This window comes from Pseudomonas sp. AF32, assembly GCF_022342325.2.
Classification (GTDB): domain Bacteria; phylum Pseudomonadota; class Gammaproteobacteria; order Pseudomonadales; family Pseudomonadaceae; genus Aquipseudomonas; species Aquipseudomonas uvaldensis.
Genome location: NZ_RQJK02000025.1, coordinates 25,577 through 38,158 on the forward strand (window position 1 = coordinate 25,577; position 12,582 = coordinate 38,158).

The 12,582-nt window shown below is 63.5% G+C and carries 10 protein-coding genes; 5 read left to right on the top strand and 5 right to left on the bottom strand.

What is annotated here, in order from left to right:
* The first annotated feature begins 112 nt into the window (after window positions 1-112).
* Together EGM97_RS21365 and EGM97_RS21370 are read left to right on the top strand one after the other, a co-directional pair.
* Window positions 113-577: a multidrug transporter gene (locus tag EGM97_RS21365; protein WP_238962619.1), complete on the top strand. Its 465-nt coding sequence runs from the start codon at window positions 113-115 to the stop codon at window positions 575-577.
* A gap of 31 nt (window positions 578-608) precedes the next feature.
* The gene (locus EGM97_RS21370; protein ID WP_238962620.1) at window positions 609-1,433 is read left to right on the top strand and encodes an SDR family oxidoreductase; all 825 of its coding nucleotides are present in this window, start codon (window positions 609-611) and stop codon (window positions 1,431-1,433) included.
* A gap of 299 nt (window positions 1,434-1,732) precedes the next feature.
* Here EGM97_RS21370 and EGM97_RS21375 read toward each other — a convergent pair whose 3' ends face one another.
* From EGM97_RS21375 to EGM97_RS21390, 4 genes are read right to left on the bottom strand one after another with little or no spacing between them, the layout of a single operon-like run.
* Complete coding sequence (locus tag EGM97_RS21375; RefSeq protein ID WP_238962621.1) at window positions 1,733-2,596, bottom strand: efflux RND transporter periplasmic adaptor subunit; 864 nt, start codon at window positions 2,594-2,596, stop codon at window positions 1,733-1,735.
* Between the two features lie 10 nt (window positions 2,597-2,606).
* Window positions 2,607-2,807: a DUF1656 domain-containing protein gene (locus EGM97_RS21380; protein ID WP_238962622.1), complete on the bottom strand. Its 201-nt coding sequence runs from the start codon at window positions 2,805-2,807 to the stop codon at window positions 2,607-2,609.
* Between the two features lie 2 nt (window positions 2,808-2,809).
* Complete coding sequence (locus tag EGM97_RS21385) at window positions 2,810-4,972, bottom strand: FUSC family protein (protein ID WP_238962623.1); 2,163 nt, start codon at window positions 4,970-4,972, stop codon at window positions 2,810-2,812.
* A 10-nt stretch (window positions 4,973-4,982) separates the two neighbouring features.
* Entirely contained in the window at window positions 4,983-6,494 is a 1,512-nt protein-coding gene (locus EGM97_RS21390; protein WP_238962624.1) for an efflux transporter outer membrane subunit, read from the bottom strand.
* Between the two features lie 332 nt (window positions 6,495-6,826).
* On the opposite strand from EGM97_RS21390, the gene EGM97_RS21395 reads away from it, so the two are divergent.
* Window positions 6,827-7,795, top strand: coding sequence for a LysR family transcriptional regulator (locus EGM97_RS21395; protein WP_053146646.1), 969 nt, complete (start codon window positions 6,827-6,829; stop codon window positions 7,793-7,795).
* Between the two features lie 33 nt (window positions 7,796-7,828).
* Here EGM97_RS21395 and EGM97_RS21400 read toward each other — a convergent pair whose 3' ends face one another.
* Window positions 7,829-8,074, bottom strand: a complete 246-nt coding sequence (locus tag EGM97_RS21400) for a hypothetical protein (RefSeq protein WP_238962625.1) — start codon at window positions 8,072-8,074, stop codon at window positions 7,829-7,831.
* A gap of 236 nt (window positions 8,075-8,310) precedes the next feature.
* On the opposite strand from EGM97_RS21400, the gene EGM97_RS21405 reads away from it, so the two are divergent.
* Both EGM97_RS21405 and EGM97_RS21410 read left to right on the top strand, forming a co-directional pair.
* Window positions 8,311-9,468, top strand: coding sequence for an efflux RND transporter periplasmic adaptor subunit (locus EGM97_RS21405; RefSeq protein WP_238962626.1), 1,158 nt, complete (start codon window positions 8,311-8,313; stop codon window positions 9,466-9,468).
* On the top strand, window positions 9,465-12,578 hold the full coding sequence (locus tag EGM97_RS21410; protein ID WP_238962627.1) for a multidrug efflux RND transporter permease subunit: 3,114 nt from the start codon (window positions 9,465-9,467) through the stop codon (window positions 12,576-12,578). Before EGM97_RS21405 ends, EGM97_RS21410 begins: the two co-directional genes overlap by 4 nt.
* The last annotated feature ends 4 nt before the right edge of the window (window positions 12,579-12,582 follow it).

The following is a 12,582-nucleotide window of genomic DNA, read 5'->3' on the forward strand; positions in this document are numbered from 1 at the left end:
CCGATGCCTACTGTCAGATATAACAGTGACGACCGACGGAGCAGGATCGACGAGAATATCCATGGACCTCGCCCTTCGGTAGGATGTGGCGACGGTATCGGAGGCTTCGAACATGCTTATCGGCGTCTTGCTGGTCATCACCTGGCTGATTCTGCTGCTGCGCTACCCGGCCAAGGCGCTGCCGGTGTCAATGGCGGCGTTCGTCGGGCTGGGGCTGGTGGCCGCATGGGTGATCTGGCAGGAAAACCGCGAGACCCGGCAACTGGCGCGCCTGGAACTGCGCATGACCTATGCTCCCGAGCACTGCCCCGCCGACCGACCGCTGCTGCTGAACCTGAACAACACAAACGATGTGCCGCTGGTCGACCTGAGCTGGCGGGTCGCGGCCTACGCGCCCGGTGACACCATCAACCTGGCCGACACCCCCTACAACGCACCGCGCTATCGTGGCCCCGGCCAGTTGCAGGCCGGCGCCCAATGGCAGGATTGCCTGCCCCTGCCACCCCTGCGTCCCGGCTACCGCCCGCAAACCCTGGAGTTTCGCGCAGAGCGGTTGCACGGTAGTTTCTCCGACTGACGTCTCTCACTTTTTGCACAAGGAAAGCGCCATGCCCGTTGCGTTGATTACCGGTTGTTCCAGCGGCATCGGCCGCGCCCTCGCCGACGCGTTGAAGGCCGCCGGCTACCAGGTCTGGGCCAGTGCCCGCAAGGCCGAGGACGTCGCGGTGCTCAGCGCCGCCGGGTTCACCGCCGTACAGTTGGACGTGAACGACGGCCCGGCCCTGGAACAATTGAGCGAACGGATCAACCAGCAACACGGCGGCCTCGATGTGCTGGTCAACAATGCCGGCTACGGCGCCATGGGCCCGCTGCTGGACGGCGGCGTACCGGCCATGCAGCGCCAGTTCGAAACGAACGTGTTCGCCGTTGTCGGAGTGACCCGTGCGCTGTTCCCGGTGCTACGCCGGGCCAGAGGGCTGGTGGTGAATATCGGCAGTGTTTCCGGTGTGCTGGTCACACCGTTCGCCGGCGCCTATTGCGCCTCCAAGGCCGCGGTGCATGCCTTGAGCGATGCACTGCGCATGGAACTGGCGCCGTTCGGCATCCGGGTGATGGAGGTTCAACCCGGCGCCATCGCCTCCAGCTTCGCAAAAAATGCCGGCCATGAAGCCGAACAATTGATCGGCGAACAGTCGCCCTGGTGGCCCCTGCGCGACGGCATCCGCGCCCGGGCTAGGGCGTCCCAGGACAACCCCACCCCGGCCAGCGACTTTGCCGCCGGCCTGCTCAAAGCCATCCAACAACCCAGGCCACCGCGCCTGCTGCGCCTGGGCAACGGCAGCCGGACCCTGCCACTGATGGCCAGCTGGCTGCCCAAGGGGCTGTTGGAAAAGGGTCTGATGAAGCGGTTCGGGCTGGGGGGCTCGCTTTAACTCCGGGCAATTTTTTGGGGCGGCTGCGCCACCCAGCGGGAGCAGGCTTGCTCGCGATGACGGCGGCACATCCAACAATCAATGCAAGCTGAACCAACGCCATCGCGAGCAAGCTCGGCTCCCACAGGTTTCGTGGCATGCCACAAATCCACATACACACAAATCCCTGTGGGAGCGAGCCTGCTCGCGATGACGGGGGCATAGTCAACATCGATGCAAGCTGAACCACCGCTATCGCGAGCAGGCTCGCTCCCACAGGGGATTGGCGATGGATGTGAAGGGTATGGTCATCCCACAGGTCAGCGCCCAGCCTGGTTTTCCACCACCACCGTACACGTCATCCCCGCCGCCAGCAGCACACCCTCCGGCACTTCATCCAGATGGATGCGCACCGGCACGCGCTGGGCCAGGCGGACCCAGTTGAAGGTCGGGTTGACGTCGGCCACCAGTTCGCGGCTTGCCGGGTTGTCACGGTCGTAGATACCACGGGAGATGCTTTCCACATGCCCCTTGAGCACCTCGCCGCTCATCAACTGCAATTGGGCCGGATCGCCGATCCGGACCTTGGGCAGCTTGGTCTCTTCAAAGAAGCCATAGACCCAGAACGAATGCATATCCACCACGGCCATCTTCGCCTCGCCAATACGGGCATAGTCGCCCCGGTGCACGTTGAGGTTGGTGACATAACCGTCCACCGCTGCACGGACTTCGGTGCGCGACAGGTTCAATTCGGCCGCCTCCAGTTGTGCCTGGGCGTGCTGGTAGTCGGCCAGGGCCGAATCGGCGATGTTGCTGGCGTCGTCGCGGTTTTCCCGGGAGATCACCAGGCTGTCCAGATCCGCGCGGCGATGGGCGTTGAGCTTGCGCATCTCCCAGGTAGCCTTGCGCGATGCCACCAGGGAACGGGCCTGCTTGACGGCGATGCGGTAGTGCTCGGCGTCGATGCGCATCAGCAGATCGCCTTTCTTGACCATCTGGTTGTCACGCACGGGCACCTCCACCACCTCACCGCTGACGTCGGCCGCCACGTTGATGATGTCGGCCCGCACCCGGCCATCGCGGGTCCAGGGAGTATTCATGTAATGAACCCACAGGGTACGGCCGATCCACAACGCAAGCGCCAGCACCAACAACGTCGCCAGCAGGCTGAAAAACTTTTTCATCGCATCGATCTCAACGGTAAACCGTCAGCGCCAGTGCGCCGAACAGGCAGGTAAACAGACTCAGGCGCAGCAGCGCCGGGTGCCAGAAGAAGCGGTACAGATCCCACCCTGCGAGGAAGCGGTCCAAGGCCCAGGCCAACGCGGCAGCGATGAAAAACATCAGGGTCATGGTGGGCATGTACACGCCATGGAAGGCGATTTCACGGGGCATGTTCAGGGTCCTGGGGCAGCGAATGGCGATTGCGGGTCAAGCAACGAGGTGCGGATGAAATGCAGGTAACTCTTCACCCGGCGCAGGGCCGACGTGTCGAAGTGCGGGGCGAAGGGTTCATCGGTCGCCTGGACGCGGCCGATGGCCTGGTCCACGGCCACCAGGGCACGCTCCAGGTTGTGCTGTCCAGGCTGGCGGAACAGCCGCACCAGCGACCGCCCCATCACGCGGATCGCCTGGCGCCACGGCTGGCTTTCGGCATAGGCCGGATGCACCGGCAGGATCGCTTGCTCCTTGCGTAATTCGATGATCGCGTGCCCGACCTCCAGCACCACCAGCATCCAGCGCAGCAAGTCCCGCTGTACCTGGGGCTGCCCGGCGGCCAGTCCATAGGCTTGGTGCAACAGATCCCGGGTGCGGCTTTCGAAGCCCGATGCCAGCCCCTTGAGCCTGCCGCTGATGGCGAACACCACCTGCTCGCGCAGATCCTGTTCGAGCCGGCGCCACAGCCAGCGGCTGTTGGGCGGCAGGATGATCGCTCCGGCGGCGGCACACACCAGCATGCCGAGAATCATCGCGAGGTAATCGTTGATGAAGGTGTAGGGGTTGTACACCGTCAGGTTGTCCGGCACCGAGCCGGTGCAGAAAAAAATCAGCAACCCCAGCCCGACCCCGGCGTACTGCGGCCGCGAGCTGAGAAACGAGCCAAACATGATCACGGGCGCCAGCATCACACAAAGCAAGGGAAAGCCGTCGATCAGCGGGAAGATGAAAAACATCTCGACGAAACCGACCAGCGCGCCGAACAAGGTGCCACACGCCATTTGGAACGCCATGCGCTTGGGGTTCGGCGTGGCCGCCGACAAGCCCACCGTGGCCGCGGCAATCATGGTCATGGTCGCGCCGCTCGGCCACGCCGTGGCGACCCAGTAACTGCCCAGCACCAGCAGAATGAACGCGGCGCGAAAGCCCGATGCCAAGGCTGCCAGCCAATTGGTCTGCGGCACGAAGGGTTCGTCCCAGCGCTCCCGTTCGTGGCGGTGCTCGGCCAACGAGGCGTGGGTCAGTGCGTAGCCGTGCAGGTCGTCGACAAAGCGATAAAGCAATTCGTAGGCGGTGTGGAAATCCAGCTGTTGCGCGTCGCTGGGTTGAGTGTCCTGGAACAACGTCCGCAGTCGCCGCACCTGGGCCGGCAGCTCGACTTTGAACTCGGCCAGCGCCACCGCCAGGCGCGCCGCATCGGCGTCGGTCAGCCCCCGGCTACTGAAACCGTCGAGCAACTCGGCCAAGGTGTACAAACCGGGTTTGATGGCGTTGACGACGTGGTCCGCCGCGCTACTGCGCAGACGTTCAAGCAACTGGTGCAAGGCATTGAAGCGCGTGGTGATGCCCATGAATTCGCTGTTCAGGCGACTGAGCCGACCGTTGCGCCGACGCATGTGCGGGTCTTCGAACACGGTGACGCTGCGCAGGCTTTCCAGCCCCACCGCCTCGGCGATAAAGCGCACGTTGCCGGCCTCGAACGCCTCCCGCCGGCTTCGTCCACGCAACCCGTCGGTGACGAACAGGGCGAACACCCCGAAGCGCTGGTACAGGGCGTTGCGCATCGCGGCACTGGCGGTTTGCGGCAGGATCGCGGCGCTGACCAGGGTAGAGCAGAGAATGCCCAGGGAAATTTCCAGCACTCGCCAGACCGCCGCCATGAAGGCACCTTCCGGATGGGCCAGCGCTGGCAGGCCGATCATCGCTGCGGTGTAGCCGGCCAGTACGAAACCGTACGCCTTGAAGTTGCGCGAACGTGTCGCGCCCGCCGTACAGAAACCGACCCAGATCGTCAGGCACCCCAGAAACCATTCTGTGTTCTGAGCAAACAATGCGATCAACGCCACCATCACCGCCGAACCGGCCAGGGTCCCGAGGAAGCGGTAGAAACTTTTGGCGAACACCTGGCCGCTCTGGGGCTGCATGACAATGAACACGGTGATCATGGCCGTGCGCGGTTGCGGCAGTTCCAGACGCATCGCCAGCCACAGCGTCAGGAAGGCGGCTGACAGGACCTTGAACATGTAGACCCACGTCACGCCATCGCTGCGGAGCCAGTCGAAAAAACCGCGGCGCCATTCGAGGCGGTACAGCCAGCGCCAGGGAGCAAGCAAGAACGTCATCGGCGCAGACTCAATGATCAAGGGCAGACAGGATGGCCGGGACGTTGGCCGGGCGCGTCGCAGCGGTCGCCGGCACGTCACCGCCCGCCTCCAGTCCGCCACCCAGCGCCGTCACGAGGTCGGCATGGACACTCAGGCGCGCCGCCTCGACCTGCTGCTGCACTTGTTGCTGTTTGAACAACAGACTCTGGGCGTTGAGTACGTTGAGGTAGTCCGTCAATCCTCGCTGGAAGGCCACTAATGCAATGTCGTACGTACGCTGTGCGGCGGCCACCGATTCGGCGGCGAAGGCCTGTTGCTTATCCATGGATTGGCGACGGATCAATTGATCCGAGATGCTCTTGAGCGCATTCACCAGGGTCTGGTTGTAATGCGCGACCGCGACGTCATAACCGGCCGCCGCTTCACCCAACTGCGAACGCAGGCGGCCACCGTCGAAAATCGGCAATGAGATCGCCGGTCCGACGCTGTGGGTAAGCTTCTTGCCAGTCAGAAACTCCAGCGCGCCACCGCCGGTCGCCATATAGCCGATGCTGCCCAGCAGATCGACGTTGGGATAGAAACCGGCACGCGCCACATCGATACTCCGGGCCTGGGCTGCCACTTGCCAACGGCCGGCAACCACGTCCGGACGCTGGCCAAGCAGTTCGGCGGGCAATGCCGAGGGCAACTTCAACGGTGCGCCGAGAGCCAGGGTCGGTCGTTGCAACCGCGCCCCCTCCCCCGGTCCCTTGCCTGCCAGCGCCGCCAGCTGATTGCGGCTCAAGGCAATGGCTTCGTCGAGGGCGTCGAGTTGGCGATGGGTTTCAGGCAGTGGCGCCTGGGCCTGGCTGACCTCGAAGTGAGTGCCGATGCCACCGTCCAGGCGCTTTTGCGCCAGGTCGAGAATCTGCTCCTGCTGACGCAGCGTCGCCGCGACGATATCGCGCTGGGCATAGTGCAGCGAAAACCGGATGTAGGTCTGCACGATGTTGTTCTGCAACTCCAGCTGCGCCTGGCGCCCTTCGGCCACGCTCATGTGCGCCATATCCACTGCCCGCTCACTGGCGTTGCGTTCGCGGCCCCAGAGATCCAGGGCATAGCTCAGGCCCAGGCCCGCGTTGTTGTCCCACGTGGTGGTGTTAGCCAGCTCGCCGGGGCCATAGAACTGATCGGTGGGCCAGTTGTGACGCCTGAGGGTCGCGTCAGCGTTGACCTGCAACGACTCGGCCGCCTCCGCCACGCCGGCCAGGGCCTTGGCCTGACGCACCCGGGCTGCCGCCATGGCGAGGGTCGGGCTGTCTTGCACGGCCAGGTCGATCCAACGATCCAGTTGCGGATCGCCATAGGTTGTCCACCATTGACGGATGGGCCAGTGGGCGTCGTAGGCAGCCTCGCGGATCGCGGCGTCAGTGGCCAGCTGATTGGCCGGCAACGCCTTGCCTTGCGGCGCAATCCCTCCTGTCCCGATGCAACCGCTGATGGCTGACGTCAAAACCCAAACACTGAGAGTCTTCAGCTCTCTGCTGATGCAACGCGGCACTTGCGACAATTTCCTGAGGTGGGCATGGAGAGGTGATGAGTGTGCTTGCCTGTTAACACAATCCTGTGGGAGCGAGCCTGCTCGCGATGGCGGTGGATCAGTTGTCGGCGTTGTCGGCTGTGCTGACGCCATCGCAATCCTGCTCGCTCCCACAAAAGTCAGCGCTAGACAGGTCACGACTGCAATGGCGGCAATTCTAGGTACGAGGCCCACCAGCGATAAGCCGACCTTTCTGCGATTCTTTGTTACCGTTAACGCGATAATCCATAAGTCGGGGTCCCGTAGCGCTGTAACTTCGTGTCACAATTTGCCACCTCTCAAGAGAACCGTTCATGGACACTTTGCAAAACATGCGTGCGTTCTGCTGTGTTGCCGAAGCCGGCAGTTTCACCGCCGCCGCCGTGCAACTCGACACCACCACAGCCAACGTCTCGCGTGCGGTTTCCAACCTGGAAGCCCATCTGCAAACCCGCCTGCTCAACCGCACCACCCGTCGTATCGCCCTGACCGAAGCCGGCAAGCGCTATCTGCTGCGCTGCGAGCAGATCCTGGCCTACGTCGAAGAGGCCGAAGCCGAGGCCAGCGATGCCCATGCTCGCCCGGCCGGACAGTTGAAGGTCCACACCATGACCGGCATCGGCCAGCATTTCGTCATCGACGCCATCGCCCGTTATCGAAAGACCCATCCGGACGTGACCTTCGACCTGACCCTGGCCAACCGGGTGCCGGACATCCTCGACGAGGGTTACGACGTCTCCATCGTGCTGGCCAGTGAACTGCCGGATTCAGGCTTCGTCTCCCAACGCCTGGGCATCACCTACAGCATCGTGTGTGCCTCACCCGCCTATGTGAAAGCCAACGGCTGCCCGCAGAAGCCCGGCGAGTTGCTCAATCACGCCTGCCTGCGCCTGGTCAGCCCGGTCATCCCGCTGGAGAAATGGGTGTTCGATGGCCCGGAAGGCCAGGAGATGGTCACGATCAACCAGTCGCCGTTCCTGGTGAACTCCGCCGACGCCATGAAAACCGCCATCACCAGCGGAATGGGCGTAGGGGTGCTGCCGGTCTACGCAGCCATCGAAGGCCTGCGCAACGGCACCTTGGTGCGGGTGATGCCCAATTACCGTTCCCAGGAACTGAACCTCTACGCCATCTACCCTTCGCGCCAGTACCTGGATGCGAAGATCAAGACTTGGGTGGAATATCTGCGAGGCTCGCTGCCGGAGATCCTGACGGCGCATCAGGCCGAGCTGACAGCGTATGAGTTGAGCGGCAGTCTGACCGGGGCGCGGGTCACGGGTTGAAATATTCAGCCCGCGCCCCTGGCGGGCAGCTGCTCAGCGCTTGCCCATGGAGCGACGTGTGCCGGGAGGTGCAGCGCCCGGGGTCTTGGCATGGCCATCTTTCACGCCGTTCTTGTACCACGGCAATTGCCCGGTCCCTTTGGCAGCAGCCAGTTCGCCGGGCTTGAAGGGGAATTTGAACGGCGCGATTGTCGCCTTGGCCTCTCCTGTGTCGGCCGGCCGTGCAGCCTGGTCACCGTTTGGAAGTTCATCCGCGGGCGCAGAAGTCGGGGAAGTCATGTCGAAAGCTCCGGGCAATGCATGCAAGCCGGGCCCGGTAAGCGGGCCACGAAAGGGGCCAGTATACCTGCCCACTCCGACGGTGCATTGGGTAGATGACTTCCGTGACGACTCCTCTGACAATGTTAAGGGACAAAACTGACACGCCCGTCAGTTAGCCGTCACCTTCCTGACCGTCTCGCAACGCTATATAAGAAACATAAAAATCCCTTCGTCCGAACCGGCTTCCCCTATTCATGCACATTCAGAAAAAAACCGTCCTGCTTGTCGCACTGCTGGCCGCCCTGGCGACCCTCGTCCTCTGGTTTGCCATGAAACCCGTCACCACCCGACCGGGCGCTCCCGCCGCCGTTCCGGTGCGTGTGGTCAGCGTGGAGCAGAAGGACGTACCCCGCTTCGTCAGCGGCATCGGCACGGTGCTGTCCCTGCACAGCGTGGTGATCCGTCCGCAAATCGACGGCATCCTGACCCGCTTGCTGGTCAAGGAGGGGCAACGGGTTCAAAAGGGCGACCTGCTGGCGACCATCGACGACCGCTCCATCCGCGCCAGCCTCGATCAGGCCCGAGCCCAGCTCGGCGAAAGCCAGGCGCAGCTGGCGGTGGCCCAGGTCAATCTCAAGCGCTACAAAGCGCTGAGCGTCGACGACGGCGTATCGAAGCAGACCTACGACCAGCAACAGGCCCTGGTCAATCAGCTCAAGGCCACCGCCCAAGGCAACCAGGCGTCCATCGATGCCGCCGAGGTCCAGTTGTCCTACACCCGGATCCGCTCTCCGGTGACCGGTCGCGTCGGCATCCGCAACGTGGACGAAGGCAATTTCCTGCGCACCAGTGATGCCGAAGGCCTGTTCACCGTGACCCAGATCGATCCGATCGCGGTGGAATTCTCCTTGCCCCAACAGATGCTGCCGACGTTGCAACGGCTGATCGCCGCCCCTGAGCCAGCCCTGGTCAAGGCTTATATCGGTGCCGATGGCAACCCGGGCGAACTGTTGGGCGAGGGGCGCCTGAGCCTCATCGACAATCAGATCAACGCCAATACCGGCACCCTGCGGGCCAAGGCCGAATTCAGCAACGCCGGGCAACGTTTGTGGCCCGGACAACTGGTCACGCTCAAGATCCAGACCGCCCTCGACAAAGATGCCCTGGTGGTACCGCCCACCGTGGTCCAGCGTGGGCTGGAGCAGCATTTCGTGTACCGGGTCGAGGGCGACAAGGTGCAGAGCGTACCGGTAGAGATGGTCTACCAGGACAGCGACATGCACATCATCAAAGGGGTCAACGCCGGTGACCTGTTGGTGAGCGATGGGCAGTCACGGCTCAAGCCGGGAGCCAGCATCCAGGTGCTCAGCAATCCGCCGGCGCTCGCCAGGACATCGGAGTCGCAGCCATGAAGGGCCGTGGCTCGGTCTCGGCATGGTGCATCGATCATCCTGTCGCCACGGTACTGTTGACGTTTGCCCTGGTGCTGCTGGGGTGCATCGCCTTTCCCCGCCTGCCCGTCGCGCCGTTGCCGGAGGCGGAATTCCCGACGATCCAGGTCAACGCCCAGTTGCCTGGCGCCAGCCCCGAAACCATGGCGTCCTCGGTGGCGACGCCGCTGGAAGTCCAATTCAGTGCCATCCCCGGCATCACCCAGATGACGTCCAGCAGTGCCCTGGGCTCGACCAACCTGACCCTGCAATTCAGCCTCGACAAAAGCATCGACACCGCCGCCCAGGAAGTGCAGGCGGCCATCAACACCGCCGCCGGCAAACTGCCCAATGACATGCCGAACCTGCCCACCTGGCGCAAGGTCAACCCGGCCGACAGCCCCGTGCTCATCCTCAGCATCAGTTCCAGCCTGATGCCCGGGACGGAATTGAGCGACTATGTCGAAACACTGCTCGCCCGGCAGATCAGCCAGATCGACGGCGTGGGCCAGATCTACATCACCGGCCAGCAGCGTCCCGCGATCCGGGTCCAGGCGTCCGCCGATCGTCTCGCCGCCATCGGCCTGACCCTGGCCGACATCCGCGTGACACTCCAGCAGGCCAGCCTCAACCTCGCCAAGGGCGCGCTTTACGGCGAATCCAGCATTTCCACCCTGTCCACCAACGACCAGCTGTTCCAGCCTGAGCAATACGGTGATCTGATCGTCTCCTACAAGAACGGCGCACCGGTTCACCTCAGGGACATCGCCAATGTCGTCAACGGTTCGGAAAACGCCTACGTCCAGGCCTGGTCCGACCAGGAGCCCGGCGTCAACCTGGTGATCTTCCGGCAGCCGGGGGCGAACATCGTCGAGACCGTCGACCGTATCCAGGCAGCTTTGCCCACCCTGGAAGCCATGTTGCCCGCCGCTGTCCAGGTCAAGGTGATGATCGACCGGACCCAGACCATCCGCGCCTCGCTGCACGAAGTGGAAATCACCCTGCTGATCGCAGTGCTGCTGGTGGTGGCGGTGATGGCGCTGTTCCTGCGCCAGCTTTCGGCGACTCTGATCGTCTCGGCGGTACTGGGAGTGTCGCTGACCGCCAGTTTCGCCCTGATGTACATCATGGGCTTCAGCCTGAACAACCTGACCCTGGTGGCGATCGTCATCTCGGTAGGGTTCGTGGTGGACGATGCGATCGTGGTGGTGGAGAACATCCACCGGCACCTGGAAGCCGGCGACGGCATGCGCGAGGCGGCCATCAAGGGCGCCGGGGAAATCGGCTTCACGGTGGTTTCCATCAGCTTCTCGCTGGTGGCCGCGTTCATACCACTGCTGTTCATGGGCGGCGTGGTCGGCCGCCTGTTCAAGGAGTTTGCCCTCACCGCCACCTCGACCATCCTGATATCGGTGGTGGTATCACTCACACTGGCGCCCACCCTGGCCGCTCTATTCATGCGTGCCCCGGTGCACCATGCCCACCGCCAGCCGGGATTCGGCGAACGGCTGCTGGGCTGGTACGAACGAGGCCTGCGCCGGGCATTGGCCCATCAGTCCCTGATGATCGGTGTATTCGGCCTGACGCTGGCGCTGGCCGTGGCGGGTTACGTTTTCATCCCCAAGGGCTTCTTCCCCGTACAGGACACCGGCCTGGTGCTGGGCACCAGCGAAGCGGCGGCCGATGTGTCCTTCCCCGACATGGTGGCCAAGCACAAGGCCCTGGCCGAAATCGTCGCCGCCGACCCTGCGGTGCAGACGTTCTCGCATTCCGTAGGCGTATCAGGCAACAACCAGACCATCGCTAACGGCCGCTTCTGGATCGCCCTCAAGCCCCGGAGCGAACGCGATGTGTCGGCCAGTGGCTTCATCGATCGGATTCGCCCTCAATTGCAGAAGATCCCTGGCGTGGTGCTCTACCTCAGGGCCGGGCAAGACATCAACCTCAGCTCAGGGCCCAGCCGCGCCCAGTACCAATACGTGCTCAAGAGCAACGATGGGCCGACACTCACCGCCTGGACACAGAAACTCACCGAAAAACTGCGCGCCAACCCAGCATTGCGCGACATCTCCAACGACCTGCAACTGGGCGGCAGCATCACTCATATCGACATCGACCGCAGCGCGGCGGCGCGCTTCGGCCTGACCGCCAGCGATGTCGACCAGGCCCTGTACGACGCGTTCGGCCAGAGACAGATCAACGAGTTCCAGACCGAGACCAACCAATACAACGTCATCCTGGAGCTGGACACCCGGCAACGGGGCAAGGCCGAGAGCCTGGCGTACTTCTACCTGCGTTCGCCACTGAGCGGAGAAATGGTGCCGCTCTCGGCGCTGGCGCGCTTTGATGCGCCCACCAACGGTCCGCTGTCCATTGCCCATGACGGGATGTTCCCGGCCGCCAACCTCTCGTTCAACCTGGCGCCCGGCGTGGCATTGGGGGATGCGGTACGAATCCTCGAACAGACCAAGAACGAAATCGGCATGCCCGCCGCCATCACCGGCAATTTCCAAGGCGCGGCACAGGCCTTCCAGAGCTCGCTGGCCAGCCAGCCATGGCTGATCCTCGCTGCGCTGGTGGCGGTGTATATCATTCTGGGCGTGCTCTACGAGAGCTTCGTGCATCCGCTGACCATCATCTCCACCCTGCCCTCGGCTGGCCTTGGTGCACTGATCATGCTCTGGCTGCTGGGCCAGGACTTTTCCATCATGGCGTTGATCGGGCTGGTGCTGCTGATCGGGATCGTCAAGAAGAACGGCATTCTGATGATCGACTTCGCCCTCGACGCCCAGCGCAACGGCGGACTTACGCCCCGGGAAGCCATTTTCCAGGCGGGCATGACCCGGTTCCGCCCGATCATCATGACCACGCTGGCCGCACTGCTCGGTGCCCTGCCACTGATGCTCGGCTATGGCGCCGGAGCCGAGTTGCGCCAGCCCCTGGGCATCGCGGTGGTCGGCGGCCTGCTGGTGAGCCAGGCGCTGACGCTGTTCACGACACCGGTCATATACTTGTGGCTCGAGCGCCTGTTTCATCGGCGCCCTCTTCCACCTGAGCCCGCGTCGACAGCGGCGCTGACGAACACAGACTGAGGGG